The 18208-nt window shown below is 59.9% G+C and carries 21 protein-coding genes; 10 read left to right on the top strand and 11 right to left on the bottom strand.

Annotated features, from left to right (window positions below; genetic code table 11):
* Nucleotides 1–903 (bottom strand): LysR family transcriptional regulator, encoded by a 903-nt coding sequence (locus NAC44_RS09525; protein ID WP_420839917.1) that lies wholly within the window; start codon nucleotides 901–903, stop codon nucleotides 1–3.
* A 117-nt stretch (nucleotides 904–1020) separates the two neighbouring features.
* On the opposite strand from NAC44_RS09525, the gene NAC44_RS09520 reads away from it, so the two are divergent.
* A complete protein-coding gene (locus NAC44_RS09520) occupies nucleotides 1021–1887 on the top strand; it encodes an aldo/keto reductase family oxidoreductase (protein WP_250940173.1) in 867 nt (288 codons plus the stop codon).
* Between the two features lie 211 nt (nucleotides 1888–2098).
* Here the strand turns inward: NAC44_RS09520 and NAC44_RS09515 are convergent, their stop codons facing one another.
* A complete protein-coding gene (locus tag NAC44_RS09515) occupies nucleotides 2099–2920 on the bottom strand; it encodes an SDR family oxidoreductase (RefSeq protein WP_250940172.1) in 822 nt (273 codons plus the stop codon).
* A 96-nt stretch (nucleotides 2921–3016) separates the two neighbouring features.
* On the opposite strand from NAC44_RS09515, the gene NAC44_RS09510 reads away from it, so the two are divergent.
* Complete coding sequence (locus tag NAC44_RS09510) at nucleotides 3017–3925, top strand: LysR family transcriptional regulator (RefSeq protein WP_250940171.1); 909 nt, start codon at nucleotides 3017–3019, stop codon at nucleotides 3923–3925.
* An 11-nt stretch (nucleotides 3926–3936) separates the two neighbouring features.
* Here the strand turns inward: NAC44_RS09510 and NAC44_RS09505 are convergent, their stop codons facing one another.
* The 6 genes from NAC44_RS09505 to NAC44_RS09480 form a co-directional block, all read right to left on the bottom strand.
* Entirely contained in the window at nucleotides 3937–5313 is a 1377-nt protein-coding gene (locus NAC44_RS09505; protein WP_250940170.1) for a DHA2 family efflux MFS transporter permease subunit, read from the bottom strand.
* Between the two features lie 83 nt (nucleotides 5314–5396).
* Nucleotides 5397–5726, bottom strand: a complete 330-nt coding sequence (locus NAC44_RS09500) for a hypothetical protein (RefSeq protein WP_250940169.1) — start codon at nucleotides 5724–5726, stop codon at nucleotides 5397–5399.
* Nucleotides 5727–5728: 2 nt separating this feature from the next.
* Nucleotides 5729–6292: an isochorismatase family protein gene (locus NAC44_RS09495; protein ID WP_250940168.1), complete on the bottom strand. Its 564-nt coding sequence runs from the start codon at nucleotides 6290–6292 to the stop codon at nucleotides 5729–5731.
* Between the two features lie 33 nt (nucleotides 6293–6325).
* Complete coding sequence (locus NAC44_RS09490) at nucleotides 6326–6769, bottom strand: MarR family winged helix-turn-helix transcriptional regulator (protein WP_250940167.1); 444 nt, start codon at nucleotides 6767–6769, stop codon at nucleotides 6326–6328.
* A gap of 168 nt (nucleotides 6770–6937) precedes the next feature.
* Complete coding sequence (locus NAC44_RS09485; RefSeq protein ID WP_250940166.1) at nucleotides 6938–7372, bottom strand: ester cyclase; 435 nt, start codon at nucleotides 7370–7372, stop codon at nucleotides 6938–6940.
* A gap of 38 nt (nucleotides 7373–7410) precedes the next feature.
* Nucleotides 7411–7794 (bottom strand): DUF4267 domain-containing protein, encoded by a 384-nt coding sequence (locus tag NAC44_RS09480; protein ID WP_250940165.1) that lies wholly within the window; start codon nucleotides 7792–7794, stop codon nucleotides 7411–7413.
* A 102-nt stretch (nucleotides 7795–7896) separates the two neighbouring features.
* On the opposite strand from NAC44_RS09480, the gene NAC44_RS09475 reads away from it, so the two are divergent.
* Nucleotides 7897–8526, top strand: a complete 630-nt coding sequence (locus NAC44_RS09475; RefSeq protein ID WP_250940164.1) for a TetR/AcrR family transcriptional regulator — start codon at nucleotides 7897–7899, stop codon at nucleotides 8524–8526.
* A gap of 532 nt (nucleotides 8527–9058) precedes the next feature.
* On the opposite strand, the gene NAC44_RS09470 is transcribed toward NAC44_RS09475, so the two are convergent.
* Nucleotides 9059–9958, bottom strand: coding sequence for a LysR family transcriptional regulator (locus NAC44_RS09470; protein WP_250940163.1), 900 nt, complete (start codon nucleotides 9956–9958; stop codon nucleotides 9059–9061).
* 116 nt (nucleotides 9959–10074) lie between these two features.
* On the opposite strand from NAC44_RS09470, the gene NAC44_RS09465 reads away from it, so the two are divergent.
* From NAC44_RS09465 to NAC44_RS09450, 4 genes are read left to right on the top strand one after another with little or no spacing between them, the layout of a single operon-like run.
* Nucleotides 10075–10953 carry an NmrA/HSCARG family protein gene (locus NAC44_RS09465; RefSeq protein ID WP_250940162.1) on the top strand — a complete coding sequence of 293 codons (879 nt, stop codon included), beginning with the start codon at nucleotides 10075–10077 and terminating at the stop codon, nucleotides 10951–10953.
* A gap of 43 nt (nucleotides 10954–10996) precedes the next feature.
* Nucleotides 10997–11956, top strand: a complete 960-nt coding sequence (locus NAC44_RS09460) for an alpha/beta hydrolase (RefSeq protein ID WP_250940161.1) — start codon at nucleotides 10997–10999, stop codon at nucleotides 11954–11956.
* Between the two features lie 2 nt (nucleotides 11957–11958).
* Nucleotides 11959–12348 (top strand): hypothetical protein, encoded by a 390-nt coding sequence (locus NAC44_RS09455; protein ID WP_250940160.1) that lies wholly within the window; start codon nucleotides 11959–11961, stop codon nucleotides 12346–12348.
* A 51-nt stretch (nucleotides 12349–12399) separates the two neighbouring features.
* Complete coding sequence (locus NAC44_RS09450) at nucleotides 12400–13029, top strand: NAD(P)-dependent oxidoreductase (RefSeq protein ID WP_250940159.1); 630 nt, start codon at nucleotides 12400–12402, stop codon at nucleotides 13027–13029.
* A gap of 257 nt (nucleotides 13030–13286) precedes the next feature.
* Here NAC44_RS09450 and NAC44_RS09445 read toward each other — a convergent pair whose 3' ends face one another.
* Nucleotides 13287–14240 (bottom strand): GlxA family transcriptional regulator, encoded by a 954-nt coding sequence (locus tag NAC44_RS09445; RefSeq protein WP_250940535.1) that lies wholly within the window; start codon nucleotides 14238–14240, stop codon nucleotides 13287–13289.
* A gap of 186 nt (nucleotides 14241–14426) precedes the next feature.
* Between NAC44_RS09445 and NAC44_RS09440 the strand changes: the two genes are divergently transcribed.
* The 3 genes from NAC44_RS09440 (at nucleotide 14427) to NAC44_RS09430 (ending at nucleotide 17251) form a co-directional block, all read left to right on the top strand.
* Entirely contained in the window at nucleotides 14427–15329 is a 903-nt protein-coding gene (locus NAC44_RS09440; protein WP_250940158.1) for an alpha/beta fold hydrolase, read from the top strand.
* Nucleotides 15330–15463: 134 nt separating this feature from the next.
* A complete protein-coding gene (locus tag NAC44_RS09435; RefSeq protein WP_250940157.1) occupies nucleotides 15464–16225 on the top strand; it encodes an MBL fold metallo-hydrolase in 762 nt (253 codons plus the stop codon).
* Between the two features lie 294 nt (nucleotides 16226–16519).
* Nucleotides 16520–17251, top strand: coding sequence for an SDR family oxidoreductase (locus NAC44_RS09430; RefSeq protein ID WP_250940156.1), 732 nt, complete (start codon nucleotides 16520–16522; stop codon nucleotides 17249–17251).
* Between the two features lie 52 nt (nucleotides 17252–17303).
* Here the strand turns inward: NAC44_RS09430 and NAC44_RS09425 are convergent, their stop codons facing one another.
* Nucleotides 17304–18206 (bottom strand): LysR family transcriptional regulator, encoded by a 903-nt coding sequence (locus tag NAC44_RS09425; protein WP_250940532.1) that lies wholly within the window; start codon nucleotides 18204–18206, stop codon nucleotides 17304–17306.
* Between the last annotated feature and the right edge of the window lie 2 nt (nucleotides 18207–18208).

Genomic DNA, 18208 nt, shown 5'->3' with positions numbered 1-18208 from the left:
CTAGACTTTTTGCAGTTGCCTGACGAAATCGATAAAGGCGCGCAGAGGTGCGGGCACCAGGCGCCGGCCTGGGTAATAGAGAAATGGTCCCGGGAATCGCAGCCACCATTCTTCCATCACCGGCACAAGATCCTTTCGATCGAAATGCGGCTTTAGCCAGTCCTCAAAGACATACACCATACCCGAGCCGGCGATGGCCGCGTCGATACCAAGATCGACACCCCCGCCGAATTGCACGATGAGGTTACCTTTAGGATTGATTGCGATCTCCTCGCCATCGCGCTCAAATTCCCAGGGAGAAATGGCGCGACCGGAAAACCGCCCGAGAATGCAATCATGCGCGAGCAGGTCGCGTGGATGTTCTGGCCTGCCCTTTCTTGCAAGGTAATGTGACGAGGCGGCCAAAGCGTAGCTTTGCTGGCGTGGGCCGATCGGCAGAGCCACCATATCTTGCTCTAGGCGTTCGTCATAACGGATACCCGCATCGCAGCCACTTTCAATGATGTCGACGAAATTCTCGTCGGTCACGATTTCCAGCCTTATGTCCGGATAGGCCTTCAGGAATGGCGGCACGATCGCAGGCAGAACCAGCCTTGCCGCGCTCACCGGAACGTTTAGCCTGAGTTCCCCCGCAGTGAGGCCACGGCTGCTTTTCACCTCGCCGAGTGCCGATGCCACCTCTGCAAATGCGGGTCCGAGGCGTTTCAGCAAAAGACGTCCAGCGTCCGTAGGAAGCACGCTCCGGGTTGTGCGATTGAGCAATCTTACGCCAAGATCGTCTTCCAGACGTTTCACCGCATCGCTTAAGGCCGAGGAGCTGATGCCGCTTTCGCGTGCGGCCTGCCGAAAACCTCTTGCGCGAGCAACCCATAAAAACGAATTCACATCCGTTATGTCCGACAAAATCCTCTCCAAAGGCTCAAACCTATTGTCCACCATGGCGGACAGCCTGTCCGGATTATAGCTTCTTGTGGCGCATATACCATCCTTCTATTTTTGAGGGACACAAGGAGATGAACTATGAGCACTATCGAAAATTCAGGAACCTTCAAGCTTGGCAATCGAACGGTAAGTCGCCTGGGCTATGGCGCCATGCAGCTTGCGGGTCAGGGCGTATTCGGGCCTCCGCGCGATCGCCCTGAGGCCATAGCCGTTCTGCGGGAGGCTGTGAGTAGTGGTGTCAATCACATCGACACCAGCGACTTCTACGGGCCGCATGTCACAAACGAGATTATACGTGAAGCCTTGCACCCCTATAGCAGCGACCTTGTGATCGTCACGAAAGTCGGAGCGGTCAGGGGAGCTGACGCGTCTTGGAATCCCGCATTTTCACGAGAGCAACTAAAACAGGCTGTCCATGACAATCTGCGCAATCTCGGCCTGGATGTGCTCGACGTCGTGAACCTTCGCGCGATGTTCAATGTACACGGTCCCGCAGAAGGCTCACTGGACGAACCGCTTCAGGTCTTGGCAGACTTGAAACAGCAAGGCCTGATCCGTCATATCGGGCTTTCCAATGTCACTGCAAAGCAGATCGAAGATGCCGGAAAGATCACCGAAATCGCGTGCGTGCAGAACCAATATAATCTCGCTCATCGCCAAGACGATGCATTGATAGACACGCTGGCGTTTCGGGGCGTCGCGTATGTACCGTTCTTTCCTCTCGGCGGTTTTTCTCCATTGCAGTCTTCGGCTTTATCAAACGTTGCGGCCAAGCTCGACGCCACGCCGATGCAGGTTGCGCTTGCCTGGCTTCTCCAGCGATCACCGAACGTTCTCTTGATCCCCGGAACCTCGTCTCGTGCCCATCTCAGGGAGAACCTGGAAGCGGCGAAAATCAAGCTTCCCACGGAGGCCCTGGCAGAGCTGGATGATCTCGCGGCCTGATGCCGTTTGAAACGGCTGCCTCCCTCCGCACACGTTATGCTCGAGCTGAACGGATGGCCAGATAAAAATGATTTAGTGCCTTTCAGTGTTTCCGTGAAACACTGAAAGGCACTAACTGGAACGGTTTTGGCCTCCGGCGGCATGAGAGGTGGGCAGACACAGGTCAGCTGAAGAAACAAACAAGGCGGTCACGGCCGTTGCCGCACGAAGACTAATCAGCCGAGAGGGCCAACTCACGGAGTGCTTCAACTGCTACGAGGCGTTTCGACAGGTCTCCCGTAACGTGTTCGAACGCCGTCCTGCCCAGGGGAAGGCGGAAGGGCGCTTCCTTGAGGTCGGCGGCGGCGATCATCGCCTCGGCTGTGCGCCCAGCTTGCCCCCTTATCGCGAAGCTTCCGCCGCTGATCGCGCGCCGTATCGCCCCGGCGGGGGTTTCTTCGTAGATCTCCATTGGTGCGGGGGAAACCACGTTGGCACCGAAATTGGTTGCAGTCGGACCGGGCTCGGCGATCATAAAGTCGATCCCGAAGGGCGCAACCTCCTGGGCGACGGCCTCGACAAAGCCCTCTATGCCCCATTTCGTCGCGTGATAAAGGCTGAAGCTGGGGTAAGCCACCTGCCCACCCTCTGACGAAACCTGCACAATGCGACCGCCGCCCTGCCGGCGTAGATAGGGCAAACAAGTGCGGATGAACTGGATGGAACCTGTCAGATTGGTCGCGATCTGGTGGTCTATCTGCGCGTCTTTAAGTTCCTCTGCCGCGCCGAAGAGGCCATAGCCGGCATTGCTCACGATGACGTCGATCCGACCCATTCTGCGGAACGCCTCGTCTACGATCGTTCGAATGCCGTTTGTATCCGTTACATCAAGCGTTGCCACGACAAGGGCATCGCCATGCTTGTGCTCGAGATCGGCGAGAACGCCGTTCCGCCGGATGGTCGCCACAATCCGATCACCACGGGTAAGAAGGCGCTCTGCCATTTCTCTTCCGAGACCGGAAGATGCGCCGGTGATAAACCAGGTCTTGCTCATAAGAATCTCCTCAATGCTGACGCTTATGATATAGAGGCCACCTATTGGTCCGATAAGAGCGCCAATATTGGACAACCTCGTGTCAGAAATTCACCAATGAAACGACCAAGTCTTAACGACCTTGCGGCTTTTGAGGCCATCGCCAGTCACCGCAGCTTCCGAAAGGCGGCTGATGCGCTCGGTGTCTCACGCTCGGCATTAAGCCACAGTATGCTCGGGTTGGAGCAGGCTCTGGGTGTCCGCCTCCTTAACCGGACGACGCGAAGCGTCTCCCCCACCGACGCCGGGATGCGGTTACTCGCCGATCTCGGGCCGGTACTGCGGGGCCTCGACGCCGCACTCGATACATTGACCGAGATACGCGGTGCGCCCGCCGGCGTTCTGCGGATCAATGCCAACAAAGGCGCCGTGCGAATGCTCCTGCGGTCGGTGGTGCCACAATTCCTTGCAAAATATCCGGCTGTGCAGCTCGATCTCGTGTCCGAGGGCCGGCTCGTCGATATCGTCGCGGAGGGCTTCGATGCGGGCGTGCGTCTTGCGGAGGCTGTACCACGGGACATGATTGCCGTGCGCATCGGTGGCGACGTCCGCTTCGTCTTAGTCGCTTCGCCAGCCTATCTCGACCGCAACGAGCCCCTGGCGATCCCTGAGGATCTCCACAGGCACCGCTGCATTCGCCAGCGGTTACCGAGCGGAAAACGCTATCGCTGGGAATTCGCCAAGCATGGCGACGAAATTGCCATCGACGTGCCAGGGGCACTCACGCTCGACGATAATGATCTGATGGTCGAGGCGGCCGCAGCCGGTCTCGGTATCGCCTACGTGCCGGAAAGTTTCGCCCGCCCAATGCTGGATTCTGGCCGTCTAGTGCTGGCCCTCGAGGATTGGTGTCCGCCCATTCCAGGGCTCGCGCTCTATTATCCCCGCAATCGCCATGTTCCGTCCTCGCTTCGAGCCTTCATCGATATCCTGAAGGATACGGCGCGCAAAGCGCGACAAGCGTGATGTTGATGGGGTCAGCGATGGCTTGCTCCGTTGTCGAGCCGACGTGGCAAGCGGACCGCCGAGAGGAAGGTGAGTGCGTGAAGGCCGCACAGAAGCAGAAGCGCCCAGGCATAAGCCGTCGAAACCGTATGTCCAGCGACATGAGGTTCGAGCCTCCAGGCGAGGAAGGAGGCGCAGAGTGTCGTCAAGGTCGGGCCGCCGAGACGCTGGACGATGTTGAGCGAGGTCGTCGCGGTTGGCAGGTCTTGCTGACTGACCGATGTATAGGCTGCGGTCATTGAGGGCAGTCCCACAGCGCTCATGCCCATGCCCCTGAAGAAGAGTGCCGGCATGAGCACCAACATCGCAAAGCCATGAATGGCGAGGTAGAGAATAGGCATCGTGGCGGCAAACGCCAGAAGTGCGCCGCCGGCCGACACGTAGCGGATGCCAAACCTGTCCGTCAGCTTACCCATCAAGGGAAAGGTGACCAGCATTCCAAGCCCGACGGGAGCGAGCATCCAACCCATCTCGCCGGGCGTACGACCGCAGGCCTGGATCAAAAAGGCGGGGACAAGCATCTGTCCCGCAAGCTGGACGCCATTCGATAAAAACTGTGTTACAGCGGCGGTAGAAAAGACCTTACCGTTGAACAAGCGCAGATCGATAAGCGCGCTGCCGCCTTTTCGCCGGGCCGTCCAGACGAAGGACGTCATCATAACGATACCGGCAGCAAGAAAAATACGGCCTGTCGTCTTTCCGATCTTGTCCGAGCCATAGAGAAACAGTGCCAGCCCCGGCGAAAGCAGCGCGAGACCAAGCCAATCCAGTTTTCGCGGCGCCACCTTGTCCCAGCCCCCCGGCAGAAACAGGATCGCTAGACAGATAGCGAGCGCCCCAACTGGCAGGTTGACGAGAAAGAGCCAACGCCATGACGCATACTGAAGAATGGCGCCAGCAATGATTGGACCAAAGACTGGCGCCATCAGCACCGGCAAGGCCATATAACCAGCGACCCGCGCCATCTGCTTGCCGGCTGCCCGCGCGATCATCATTTGCGCCATAGGGGCGAGCAACCCGCCACTAATCCCTTGGAGGCCACGGAATGCGATCAGGCTGTCCGCCGACCAGGCGACCGCGCACAGCGCAGACGACACTGTAAAACCTGCGAAGCACCAGAGATAGAGCGTCTTGGCCCCGATGCGGTCGACGAGCCATCCGTTCAGTGGCAGGACCAGGGTGAGTGCCAGAAGGTAAGCGCTTATGATCCACTGGACCGTAGCGAAGCTGGCATGCAGATCCGCAGCAAGATTCGTCAGGGAGACGTTGACGATCGTCGTGTCGAGCTGCGCAAGCAGCGAACCGAACAGAGCTACGGCGGCGATTTTCCAGACGGAGGGATCAAGCATATCGCTGCCCGGGACGCCCGGGGCCGCAACGTCCACATTAAGTCGAGGGTCGCGAGGGTCTTCGGACATGCCCCGATCCACCGTCAGGCGCTCATGGACGTGTTACCGCCATGGAACCGCCCGAATAGGCGTGCGGACAACAAGCCGATCAGCAGCAAGCCGACCCCCGCCGCAGCGGCCTGGTCCGCCGCGCGAAGATCGAAGTTACCCACACGAGCGATCAGAAGATAGGCGATGACGAGGTTTGCAAATCCCCAAAGCACGTTCACGGTCGAGGACGAGAGACCTTGGCCAGAGGGTTTGGCGAACGGGCTCTGGAACGGCCGTCCCATCACGCCACTGACGAAATGCGGAATGGCGTTGGAGAGGAAGGCGCCACCGAAAAGGTAGGATATGTCGTGAAGCCAATTCATAATCAGACCCTACCAGTCAAAAGGTCGATTATCTCCTGCGTTGTCCCGGTCTCGCCGATCCTCGGGAAAACGCGCGTAATGCTCCAAACGTGGGCGTCAGCCTGCCGATCGGTCATGGCGTCGGTCACGAGCGTGACGTTGAAACCCAGCTCGTAGGCTTGGCGTGCGGTCACCTCCACACCATTGCTGGTGGCAATGCCGACGATCACGACCTGGGTGACTTCCAGCGATCGCAGATGCACCTCAAGACCGGTCCTGGTGAAGGCGCCAGGTGTGTGCTTCGTCACCACATGGTCCTCTTGCCGCCGATCCAATTCGACAATGAGATCGGTCCAGTCATCCGGAAGGTTCTGCGGCGCTCGCGGCTGCTCCGTCCGGCCCGGCGGCCCGCCGGCGACGTTGACCAGCACGACCGGCAGGCCATGTTTGCGGAACACCGCCGCCAAGATGCAGGCGTGTCTCACGATCTCCTCCATAGGAGTCGCGCCGCCCGGCAGCGACACGAGGCCTTTCTGAAGATCGATGACAATAAGCGCCGTCTTTGGGTCGAGAGCCGTTACGGTCATGGCCTATACCTTTTTTTCGGAGAATGGGAGCCATCAAGAGGCTGTGAGATCGCGGATGATTCCGGCGGCCGAGAGCAGGATTTGTCGTTCGTCCGGACTGAGCTTGCCAACGGCTGCCAGCAGCCAATCATGTTTTGCAATGCTCCTCTTCCGCCTCGCCTCGGCGCCCTTCGCCGTTAGTGAAAACAGGATTTGCCGACCGTCCGTGGGATGAGGACCGCGCTCGACCAGCCCCTCTTGCTCAAGGCTCGCCAGGATGGGGCTCATCGACTGGGGCTTCATTGCCTGCGCGCGCGCGAGATCGGCATTTGTCATGCCGCCCTTAGTGTCCAGCAACGCGAGCGCTGCTGTTTGCGAGAGATTCAAGCCATCGGGATTTGCTTCGGCACGCAGGCGGCGAAGGATTTGCCCAATGGCCTGGGTCAGGGCTGGAACGACGGCTTCAGGCGAGGTCAAAGTGTCGGGATCATGGCTCATGGCCGTTGTATAGCATATCATCAGTAAAACTGACAAGTTTATCTGATGATATTTGTGCCGTGCCAACGATGGGTTGCCGTTGGTTGGGCGCCGGAAGGCTCGTTGGCGGGGACCTCGACTGCTCCGATTAACGAGAGCTTCTGGATCAGATGATCGCCTGAGCCCGAGTCAAGGCTGGCGAGGCGGAGGCACGGCGCCGATCTGAATGAAGACGTCGAGCGTGTTGAGTTCATCCCAATGCTCGACGAATTTTCCGTCCTCGACCCGCCAGATGTCGATCGAGTGCATGAGGAACGGCTTGCCGGTGGCTGGGTAGCCGAGGAGGTTTCCGGTGTGCGTGCCCTCATAGCGATAGCGGCCGACCACGCGGGAGCCATCAGCCGAGACGAAAACGTCCTCGGCAGTGACCTTGAGGTCGGGTACACCGGCAATGATGGCCCCAAGGACCTTCTTCGAACCCTCCAGGCCCGGCTCGGCGAAGGCGTTGTGGTTCACATAGTGGGGTGCCTTGATCTCGTCGAGGCGTGAAACGTCGTGGCTGGACATGATCTCGGCGAATGCATGGCCGAGGCGGGTGAGATCGGTGGAATCTGTCGTCGTCATGGGTCGTCCTTTGTAGGCTTGATTGAATGGAGAGGGGGTTACCGGGTGGCGGCGAGCAGGCAGGCGCCGGTTGCGACGATGGCGAGACCGGTGAGGCCGTGCATGCCGAACGCGAGGGTGCGACTTCCGCCGGAGCGGAGGACAGTGACCATGTCGCCAAAGGCGATGAGGCTCGCAGCGAACATGAATTCGCCCAGTACGAGCGGGGTTCCATTGGTCATCAGAATGATGACGAAAAGTCCTGACGCGATGTCGCGCGTGCCCTTCACCGAAAGCCACGCGATGAATCCCTTTGATAGCGAGGGGGACTCAGCGATACCGAAGCCGCCCGATGCGGCCGCCGGCGCCACCCAAAAGCGAGCGCCGAGACATATAATTGCGGCCGCGATCAGGCCTGAAAGCACGTATCCGGTTTGCAGCATGGCAATCTCCTGTCATCTGCAGAAAATCTAGCAATGCTAGAACTGCATTTCAAGTGGAAATCTAGCATTGACAGAAAATAACTCGTCGTTAGACTTTTGCGCATGTCGATAGCAGAACGCAAAGAACGCCAGCGCGCAGAACGCTACGAACTCATTCTGGCCGCAGCGCGCGAACTGGCCGAGGCCGAAGGCTGGGACGCCGTGACCACACGGCGCTTGGCAGACCTGATCAATTACAGCCAGCCCGTTCTCTACAGCCACTTCAAGGGCAAGGCCGAGATTATGGCCGCTGTCGCCACGCGGGGATTTGAGGAACTTGCAGGCCGGCTAGAGGCCGAGACCCGGCATGTTGCCGGCGGCATATTGCGGAACGTCTGTGCCGCCTATATCGATTTTGCCCGTTCCAGTCCGATCGTCTACGAGGCGATGTTCGTCTTGCCGACAAATATCAAATTCGCCAGCGATGAGACGCCTCCAGCGCTTCGCGCCGCCTTCGCGGCGTTGGTCGCCGCACTTGGGCCCAATCGGCGAGACCCGGTGTTTTTAGCTGAGGTGCTATGGGGCGCGTTGCATGGCCTCGTCGTCCTGACGCAATCAGGACGAATTCCCGCTTCGGGAGCTGAGACGCGCCTTGACATCCTGGTCGCAAAGTTCAGCGACGAAGCGCACGCCGGTGATTGCACGGTCGAGCCCGCCGCGGTCACATCGCCAACCAAGTTGGAGCGTCAATGATGTCGATGGTTCGCGTCTACACATCAGCAGGTGGGTGGTTTCGCGTATCGTCTTGAATCGTATCGTCTTGAATATCGTCAGCGAACCTGCGTATCAATCTGACCAGATCTTGGACGTCGCGCTGTGGCCAGCCTGCAAAGATACGGCTGCCAATTCGCTCTCGCGCCTAGTCCACCAACTCGGTCATCGCTTTGCCCTTGGGCGTGATGGTTGCTTCCCACACGCGCCGATCACCCCTGCTTTCTCGACATTAAGCAAGACCCAAAGCCTCGACGAAAGCTGCAGGTATAAAATTTCTATGGAAAATATAACTTCATGAGAGCGAGGCCTTCCCGGCGGCCGACGAACTGGAAGGCGTTCAACGGGTCGCCGATTTTAATCCCTTCAAGGCGAAGACGCCTGAATGGTATTTTCTTGAGCCATATGCGGCTCGTGCGAAACGACCGCTTTGCGCCCTCAAATCGGCCGTTCGGCTGACGCTTTTGAGGTCCCGTAAGCGGAATTCAGAAGCGAGACTGTCACCCCATTTCACTCACGTCGACGGCGTGACGAAAGTCTTCTCCGGGAACGTCCTGCCAACCACTTCGAGAAATGCCCGCACCTTTGCGCCGATCAGGCGGCGCGAGCTCTGCAGCGCCCAGATCTCCACCGGTGGACCGGCATGCCGACCCCAATAGGCAAGCCTGCCGGCCTTTATATCCTCGGCGACGAGGAGTTCCGGCAGAATGGCGGCACCGGCGCCTGCCAGCACGGCGTCGCGAACCATCAGGAGTGAAGAGAAACGCAAGATCGGCTCCGGTTTGAGGACGATATCAGCATCTGCGCCTGAGCTGATCCGCCAAAGGGTCCCGGGCGGTGTCGCCGACAGCAGAACGGCCCGCACAGCTGCGCCTTCGCCATCGGCTGGCGGAGAGGGGCGCGGCATATCGGGCGGCGCGACGATCAGGCGGTTGTCATTGAGGAAACGGCGGCCGACGAGGCGCTCGTCTGGCGACGGGTCGATCCGGATGATCAGATCGTAACCGTCCTCGATGGGATCGACCTTGCGATCCTCGGCCACGATCTCGAGCTGGACCTCCGGATAGGCCAAGGCGAACCGCGTGGCAATCCGAGGCAGTGCGACATGCGCGAAGACGACGGGCGCACTCACCCGCAATCTGCCCCTTGGCGTAGATGCGCCGAGCACGACCGCCTCGCCGGCCTCGGTGATTTCGCTCAGCAAACCGTGCGTGCGCTCATGAAGGGCTCGTCCTTCATCCGTCAATCGCAGGGTCTGGGAGCCGCGCTCGATCAGCCGCACGCCCAGACTGTCCTCAAGCTCGGCGACCCGCCGCGACAGTGTGGCTTTCGAGCGTCCGGAGACGCGCGCCGCGCGGCCAAAACCACCATGGGCAGCGACAAGGTCGAAGTCGGACAAAGCCTGAAGGTCCATCTGGGTGTTCCGTATTTGAGACTAGCAATCTCGATATTGGCATCTCCTAAACGAAAATGAAACACGTATCTTCGGTCTCACAAGATCAACGCACATCAACGAACGGAGATTTCAACATGAGCATCCTCGTGACAGGCAGCACAGGAACCATCGGGGCGCAGGTCCTGGCCCATCTTCAAGCCCGCAATGCCGACGTCCGCGCCCTGACGCGCTCACCGGAGACGGCGCAGCTTCCCGCAGGCGTCACGGCGGTCCGCGGCGACCTCGCCAATCCGGACTCGGTGCGCGCAGCACTCGAAGGCATCAGCACACTGTTTGTGCTTGCCCCGAATGTCGCCGATGAACTGACCCAGGCGATGCTCACGCTGACAGTGGCGCGCGAGGCCGGCATCAAGGGCATCGTCTATCTCTCGGTTTTCGGCGGCGATGCCTATGCCGACGTGCCTCATTTCGCCGGCAAGTACACGGTCGAGCGCATGATCGAGGCGCTTGATCTCCCCGCCACGATCCTGCGTCCCTCCTATTTCATCCAGAACGATCTTCGCCAGAAGGACGGGCTTCTGAAGGCTGGCGTCTATGCCTCGCCGATCGGCGGCAAGGGCGTGTCGATGGTCGATATCCGCGATATCGGCGAAGCCGCCGCAATCGAACTCATTCGTCGTGAACGCGCACCGTCACCGCTCGGCCGCGAGATCTATTCTCTGGTCGGTCCTGACAGCCTGACCGGCGAAGGCATCGCCGCCATCTGGAGTGCCGCGCTGGGTAGTACCGTCCGTTACGGTGGTGACGATCTGGTTGCCATGGAGCAGCGCACGAAAACCATGCTGCCCGCCTGGCATGCGCTGGATCTCCGCCTGATGTTTGGCCGCTACCAGACCGAAGGTGCCGTGGCTAGCGACGAAGACCTCGCCCGGCTGACCACACTGCTCGGTCACGCCCCGCGCTCCTATGCCGCTTTTGCCAAGGATGCCGCTGCCCAATGGGCCAAGAGCTGAGCTTAGTTTTCCACACACGAATTCGCCAACAAGGAGACCTACGATGACAACGATCCACCCCCTCTCGTCGGAAGACGCGCCCGCCGTGGCCGCATTGCGACAGGTCACTTCGACCCACAAAGGCGAGATATTCGGGCCTGAGGCGCGCCCGATGTTCGATGCCATGTTGGCCGCAACCCCTGCCGCAGCCGACGTGCGGGTCGAGGCCGGAACAATCGGTGGCATCGCGGGCTTCTGGCTTCGGCCGGCAAACGCCCGGTCGGGCGCCCGAATGCTCTATATTCACGGCGGCGGCTATGTACTCGGCTCGGCGCAGGGGCTTTCCCATTTTGCCGGGCAGATCGCCGCCCGCGCCGGCGTCGATACATTTGCCCCGGATTATAGGTTGGCGCCCGAGCACCCGTTCCCGGCTGCGATCGACGATGTGGTCGCCGCCTATCACGGCCTCGTTGCCGACGGCACTGAGAAGATCGTTGTTGCGGGCGATTCGGCGGGTGGGGGTCTGACGCTGGCGCTGGTTTCAATCCTCGCCGCCGACAGGACGAAGGGGTTGGTGCAGCCTGTTGGCGCGGCGGTGATGTCGCCCTGGACCGACCTGGCGCTCACCGGCGAAAGCTATCAGACGAGGGCGGAGGCGGACCCGATCTTCACGCGCGAGGTACTTGCGGCCTTCGCCGACATGTACCTTCAAGGCCAGGATGCCACGAACCCCAAGGCATCACCGCTTTATGCCCCACTCAACGGCCTGCCACCGGTCCGCATCGATGTCGGCGACAACGAAGTTCTGCTCTCGGATTCGATCCGTTACGCCGACTTGGCGCAGGCTTCGAACGTGGAGGTCACGCTGTCGGTCTGGGAGGGCATGGCACATGTCTTCCAGTCCTCCCTCGGACAGTTCCTTGCGGCCGAACAATCCATCAATGCCATTAGCGAATTCCTTCGCCAGCGGCTCGATAAAGCTGCCATCGACACTATCCCTTCCAACCCGATCAAAGGAGCTTGATCATGACCCGCGTCTTGTTTGTAGGACAGAAGCCCGAAACCGTCGATTTTTCCGATCCCGCCCTGCCGCCGGGTTTCGATGCCAAACAAATTCAGGCCGGCATCGACCTCGCAGAGTCAACCATGACCGAACGCGGCTGGGACAACGACATCTGCATGATCGCTCCCGACGATAGCGGCATCGCCGTCCTCACCGCACAGCTCGCCCGCGTTGATTATGATGCCGTTGTGGTCGGCGGCGGCCTGCGCATTCCGCCCAAGGGTTTGGTGTTCTTCGAGAAAGTCATCAACGCGATCCATCAGGGCGCTCCAAAAGCAGCGATCGCCTTCAACACCCGTCCCGAAGATACGGCGGAAGCCGCGGCCCGGTGGGCCGGCGAACATCAGCGGTGATTTCACTCGGCCATACCCTCGGGCATGCCAATACAACTACGGAGATTTGACATGAAAATTCTGGTATTGGGCGCGACCGGCGCCACCGGCAGGCTGATCGTCAGCAAGGCCATCGCAAAGGGATACGAGGTCGTTGCCCTCGTTCGCTCCAAGGCAAAAGCCAAGGACCTTGTCGGCGCCGAACTTGTCGAAGGCGATGCCCGCGATCCCGTAGCCCTTGCCCGCGCCATCGCCGGCTGCGATGCCGTCATCAGCTCGCTGGGTACCGCCATGAGCCCGTTCAAGGAGGTGACCCTGCTCTCGACAGCAACGCGCACGCTGGTCGGCGTGATGGAGCAGCAGAACATCCACCATCTGGTCTGCATCACCGGCCTGGGTGCCGGTGACAGTCGCGGCCATGGAGGCTTTTTCTTCGACCGCCTGCTCCTGCCCCTGTTGCTGCGCAAGGTCTATCAGGACAAGGATCGCCAGGAAGATGCAATCCGTGCCAGCACACTCAACTGGACCATCGTCCGCCCGACGGTGCTCAACGACAAGCCAGCGCAAGGTGGCGTCAAGGCACTCACCGACCTGTCCGGCGTCCATGGCGGCACCATCGCGCGAGCCGATGTCGCTGAGTTCGTCGTGCAGCAACTCGCCACCGAGACGTGGCTGCACAAAGCGCCGCTGATCACCTGGTAAGGATGTCCCGCTGACTCACCGTTGGCAAGCACCCCTGCCATCAGCTCGGTTGATATCGTACGGCGTGAGAGGTTCCAAGCCGTAAGGCCGCGTTCCGCCAAAGCAAAGCGAATGTCGGGCTGGAAAAATTTTTACGCGGACAGATGCTGTTGGGGGCAGTGCCGCTGGTTCGAATGCGCTCATGACCTCTACCGAGGTCTGCAAAGGGCAGCCATGAGTGCCGCGCCTTTGCCAATGATGCCGGTCAGCCTCCGAAATCATTCATGCGCACGACGCCGAAGCGCCTGGGGCGATTGTCCGTAGATGCGCACACAGACGCGACGCAGGCGTTCTGGATCGCCAAATCCAACCTGCATGGCGATCTGGTCGATGGGCGTCTTCGTGCCTTCTATGAGGGGCATGGCGGCCTCACAGCGAAGACGTTCCACGGCGCGCGCTGGCGTCTCCCCGGTTTCCGCCGTAAACTGACGCGCAAACTGCCGCGGGCTTATGCTGACAACCTCGGCAAGCCTTTCGACAGACAGTCGTTCACGCAAGTTCGCACGCGCATAGGCCAAGGCATCCCTGATCCTGCCCGGCTTGGGTTCGAGTTCGAGCAGGGTCGAGAACTGTGACTGTCCGCCGCTGCGGCGATGGTAAACGACAAGGTCCCGTGCAATCGACTTGGACGTCTCAATCCCGCAATCTTCTTCAATCATGGCCAGGGCCAGATCTATCCCGGCCGTAATGCCCGCCGATGTCCATATATCGTCCTCACGAACAAAGATCGGGTCGCCATCGACCTTGATGGAGGGATATCGCTGCTGGAGTTCGGCGACGTAGCGCCAATGGGTCGTCGCGCGTCGACCATCCAGCAATCCTGCCTGCGCCAACAGAAAAGCGCCTGTGCAAATGCTGGCTATGCGCCGGGCTCGAGCGGCAATGTTCCGGATGATATCTATCGTTTCATCCTGTCCATAGAGGGTGTCGATAGTCGGTGCGCCGACCACGATAAGGGTGTCGATGTGGTTCGGGGCAGCGGCGGGAACCGTGCTGATGCTGACGCCGCTACTGCCAGCGACCAATCCCCCATGGGCCGAGACGATTTTCACATCATAGGCGGCCTGATGGAAATCGATCGCTAGATTGAATGCACATAAGGGACCGCCGAGGTCGAGCAATTCGAATCCCGGGAAAACCACGAACCAAACTGTCCTTGCCGCCGGTGCCATGCCCATATCCCTCATGTCATTATTTGAGGGATATATGTCATTTCTGCCATTCAAATGAAAGCTTAATGTGTCGTCAGGCTTTTGGAATGACGAACCCACTTCGCGAAATCCGGGGCATTGCCCCATGCCGCGACCGAAGTTCCAGCGCCTGTCGATTGTCATGCTACGATGGAAAGGAGCGACATCATGAAGGTTCGTTCAAACGAGATTGAACTGCACGTTGAACAGAGAGGCGCCGGCGCGCCAGCCCTGGTTTTCCTGCATTACTGGGGTGGCTCTTCGCGTACATGGCGCCACGTCGTCGAAGCCCTTGCGCCGGAGTTTCGGACGGTCACGATCGATCAGCGAGGTTGGGGGCAGTCAGACAAGCCGGAGACCGGGTATACTTTGGCCGATCTGGCCGACGATGCGCAAAGCGTCATCGCGGCCTTGCAATTGGAGCAGTACATCCTCGTCGGCCATTCCATGGGTGGCAAGGTTGCCCAGCTGATCGCCTCACGCCGCCCTGAAGGGCTTGTCGGCCTGGCCTTGATTGCGCCAGCCGCGCCAACGCCGTTGGCTATACCGGAAGAGGTGCGCACAGGCATGGTTCAGGCCTATGCGACACGCGACAGCATCGTCGCCACGGTTCGTCAGGTGCTGGCGCCACATGGTCTTGCGCCCGATGATCTGGAGCTTGTGATTGCCGACAGTCTCGTGGGCGGCAACGCGGCCAAAGCCGCCTGGCCACTGGTCGCCAGCCAGGAGGATATCACCGCTGCGGTCGCCCATATCGATGTCCCCGTCATTGTTGTTTCAGGCGAAGACGACCGTGTCGATCCCCCGGCGGTTCTGCGCAGCGACCTGCTTACGCACATCCCGCAGGCCCAGCTTCTGGTGCTTCCCGGCGTCGGGCACCTGTCGCCACTGGAGGCACCGACAGACATCGCCGACATCCTCAGGGCGATAGCGCCATTGGTGATAGGCAGTTCTCCTGGTTCGACGGCGCGTGACGAAGCCTCTGAGCCGCGCCGCTGCACATGGTGCGGCATGTCCCTCAAGGCCGCAGCTGAACGTCGCCTCGGTCGATTCAGTGACACATCCTCCTAAACCCACGGCGAACCCGCCATCCAATAAAACGGCGACGACGACGGCAACCAAGGCTCTGGGCCAGACATCAACTTGACCGCGGCCATGCCAGCCTGACGCCAGGCGGCTTTAAGACTTGAAAAGAAAGAACGCATATGTCCATCGCACAAATCCTTCGCGTACCCATCCTGCCCTTCCGGATGGTCAATGCCCACATCATCAAGACCGGTGACGGCTGTATTGTCGTCGACGCCGGCATCCCGGGTTCAGAGCATAAAATCGGCAAGGTGCTGGCTCGGAACGGCATGTTCTACAGCGATATCAAGCTGATCATCGTGACACACGCCCACACGGATCACGCCGGAAGTGCCGCACGCTTGCGCAGCCTGTCGGGCGCCCCCATCATGGCCCACCAGGGGGACATGGATTACTACACCCGCAAAAAGCCCATGACCTACTGCACTACCGGTCTGGCCGGTCGGCTCTTCTTCAAAACGCCGGTGCCGCATCAACCGTTCGAAGCGTTCGAACCGGACATTTTGATGTCGAACGCCGATGTCATGAGCCTGAAGGACTTTGGCGTCGACGGTATCGTCCGTCACACAGCCGGTCATACGGACGGCTCGATCGCGGTCGAGCTATCCTCCGAAGACGCTCTGGTCGGCGATCTGATCGCTTCTGGCATCCTGATCGGCGGCATCGCCTTCACCGGTCGCGCGATCCGTCCGCCCTTCGAAGACGATCCGCACCGCGTCGCGGAGGAACTCGAACGCCTCGTGAAAAGCGGGGCCAAGCGGTTCTACATGGGGCATGGCGGTCCTTTGCAGGCGCCTGAGGTGATGCGTCACGTTCACGCTCTGAACCAACTGCCAAGGCACGCTTGCGCGCATGCACATTGCGATCATAACTCGCATTGAGACGATAGCTGTGATTGCTTATGCCAACGTGCATAATGACGCGTGCCACATTGTGCAGAAAAATGTCTTGGACCAAGAGCTTGGATCGTCGGTTCATTCCATCGAATCGACGATCCAGGACAAAGCGGATACCCACGAAAACGATCGAGGTTCACCTCATATAACAACCCAATGCGGATATTGCAGGGGTAAAAGATGATATATTGCAGCGTGGTGAAATATCCAAAATAACTCAAACTCAGACCCGATCGCCAGATGCCAGAATGTCTGCTCCCATTACTGCGCAGCCCCGACATGAACGAAAAGACCAAAATTGCTCTCGTCACCGGCGCCCACAAGGGCATCGGACGCGAGATCGCCCGCCAACTCGCCGAGGCTGGTGTGCCCGTCATCATGGGAGCCCGCGATGCCCAGCTTGGACAGACCGCAGCCAACGCGCTTGCCGAAGCGGGATTGGCTGTGGAGGCGATGCAAATCGACCTCCACAGGCAGGAGACCATCGACGCCGCTGCTCAGGCCATGTCTGCCAAATATGGGCGCCTTGACATTCTCATCAACAATGCCGGCATCGTTGATGCAGAGGATGGACCGCCCACCAAGGCAACAGCGGCGGCGGTCAAACGGCTCATGGAGACGAACTTCATCGGGACGCTATGCGTCACGCAGGCCATGCTTCCGCTGCTGTTACAGTCGAAGGCCGGTCGCATCGTGAATCTGTCGACGACACTTGCATCCCTGAGCGTGAACGGGGATCCCACGTCGCCCTATTACGATGCGCGCCTGATCGGCTACAATGCCTCCAAGGCCGCTCTCAACATGTTGACAGTGCAACTGGCGGCAGAGTTGAAGGACACGTCGATCGTCGTCAACTCGGTCGCTCCCGGCTATGTGAGAACGGACCTGAAGGGAGGCAATGGCTTCATGACCGCCGCCGAGGGTGCGCGTCTGCCCGTTCAATATGCCTTGCTCGGGGACGATGCCGTGTCGGGACGCTTTGTCGAACCGCAGGGTGTCGTTGCCTGGTGATGCCGATATCCACCATGGGCAGCATGCCTGCCCATGGTGGAGACCCTGGAATTCAAGATGCCTCCGTCAAGATTGTGAGGAAGGCCCGCACTGCCGGGTTTGTCCGGCGGCTTTCCGGCCAGACGGCTGTTATGTTATGCCGTTCGACCGAGAAATCGGTAAGAACTGGAACCAATTCTCCACGCCTGACCCATGGCGCTGCCATGAAGCTGGTGGCCATTCCGATACCCGCACCCGCCGCAACGGTCGAGATCACGGCCTCGCTTGCATCGACGATGATCGCAGATGGCGGCACAATCTCGATCTCTCGGTCTCCCACCCTGAACGGCCATCGGAACAATTGGCCGGTGCTCTGGTAGCGCAGATTCACAGTCTCGTGCGCCTGCAGGTCATCGGGACGGGCGGGAACGCCTGCCGCGGCCAGATAAACTGGCGAGGTGTAGCAAGATAGCCGGTGCGGCGCGAGTTTCCGGGACAAGAGGCGCGAGTCCGGAAGATCACCAATGCGCACGGCAATGTCGATCCCTTCCTCGATCAGATCCACCCTGTGATCGCTCAGTTTCAGGTCGATCGAGACCTTTGGGTGGAGCGTGCGAAAGCGCGGCAGCAAAGGAGCAATCACATGCAGTCCGATTGGGAATGAGGCCGCGATGCGTACCGTTCCAGTGGGCTCCGATACGGCGGCTTTCGCAGCCTGTTCGATCTCATCAGCATCGCGAAGCAGTTTTAACGCTCTTTCGTGTAAGTCTCGACCTTCGTTGGTGAGCGTGAGCGAGCGCGTCGTTCGGGAGAAGAGGGAAACACCAAGCTGACGTTCCAGACGCTGGATGCTCTTGCTGATGGCCGAAGGCGAAATGGACAGCGAGCGCGCGGCAGCAGTGTAGCTACCCAGTGAACCCGCGCGGGCAAAGGCGATAAGCCCTGTCAGCCTCTCAATTCCGATTTGTTCCTTCATGG

Origin of the sequence: Allorhizobium sonneratiae, assembly GCF_023700755.1 — a bacterium.
GTDB classification, from domain to species: Bacteria; Pseudomonadota; Alphaproteobacteria; order Rhizobiales; family Rhizobiaceae; genus Allorhizobium; species Allorhizobium sonneratiae.
The sequence above is the reverse complement of the archived record's forward strand: the minus strand, read 5'-3'. Positions and strand labels throughout refer to the sequence as shown.

Coding starts and splice junctions, on each gene's coding strand:
- NAC44_RS09520 (WP_250940173.1), top strand. CDS start 1,021: ATGAGCACTATCGAAAATTCAGGAACCTTCAAGCTTGGCAATCGAACG.
- NAC44_RS09515 (WP_250940172.1), bottom strand. CDS start 2,920: ATGAGCAAGACCTGGTTTATCACCGGCGCATCTTCCGGTCTCGGAAGA.
- NAC44_RS09510 (WP_250940171.1), top strand. CDS start 3,017: ATGAAACGACCAAGTCTTAACGACCTTGCGGCTTTTGAGGCCATCGCC.
- NAC44_RS09505 (WP_250940170.1), bottom strand. CDS start 5,313: ATGCTTGATCCCTCCGTCTGGAAAATCGCCGCCGTAGCTCTGTTCGGT.
- NAC44_RS09500 (WP_250940169.1), bottom strand. CDS start 5,726: ATGAATTGGCTTCACGACATATCCTACCTTTTCGGTGGCGCCTTCCTC.
- NAC44_RS09495 (WP_250940168.1), bottom strand. CDS start 6,292: ATGACCGTAACGGCTCTCGACCCAAAGACGGCGCTTATTGTCATCGAT.
- NAC44_RS09490 (WP_250940167.1), bottom strand. CDS start 6,769: ATGAGCCATGATCCCGACACTTTGACCTCGCCTGAAGCCGTCGTTCCA.
- NAC44_RS09485 (WP_250940166.1), bottom strand. CDS start 7,372: ATGACGACGACAGATTCCACCGATCTCACCCGCCTCGGCCATGCATTC.
- NAC44_RS09480 (WP_250940165.1), bottom strand. CDS start 7,794: ATGCTGCAAACCGGATACGTGCTTTCAGGCCTGATCGCGGCCGCAATT.
- NAC44_RS09475 (WP_250940164.1), top strand. CDS start 7,897: ATGTCGATAGCAGAACGCAAAGAACGCCAGCGCGCAGAACGCTACGAA.
- NAC44_RS09470 (WP_250940163.1), bottom strand. CDS start 9,958: ATGGACCTTCAGGCTTTGTCCGACTTCGACCTTGTCGCTGCCCATGGT.
- NAC44_RS09465 (WP_250940162.1), top strand. CDS start 10,075: ATGAGCATCCTCGTGACAGGCAGCACAGGAACCATCGGGGCGCAGGTC.
- NAC44_RS09460 (WP_250940161.1), top strand. CDS start 10,997: ATGACAACGATCCACCCCCTCTCGTCGGAAGACGCGCCCGCCGTGGCC.
- NAC44_RS09455 (WP_250940160.1), top strand. CDS start 11,959: ATGACCCGCGTCTTGTTTGTAGGACAGAAGCCCGAAACCGTCGATTTT.
- NAC44_RS09450 (WP_250940159.1), top strand. CDS start 12,400: ATGAAAATTCTGGTATTGGGCGCGACCGGCGCCACCGGCAGGCTGATC.
- NAC44_RS09445 (WP_250940535.1), bottom strand. CDS start 14,240: ATGGCACCGGCGGCAAGGACAGTTTGGTTCGTGGTTTTCCCGGGATTC.
- NAC44_RS09440 (WP_250940158.1), top strand. CDS start 14,427: ATGAAGGTTCGTTCAAACGAGATTGAACTGCACGTTGAACAGAGAGGC.
- NAC44_RS09435 (WP_250940157.1), top strand. CDS start 15,464: ATGTCCATCGCACAAATCCTTCGCGTACCCATCCTGCCCTTCCGGATG.
- NAC44_RS09430 (WP_250940156.1), top strand. CDS start 16,520: ATGAACGAAAAGACCAAAATTGCTCTCGTCACCGGCGCCCACAAGGGC.
- NAC44_RS09425 (WP_250940532.1), bottom strand. CDS start 18,206: ATGAAGGAACAAATCGGAATTGAGAGGCTGACAGGGCTTATCGCCTTT.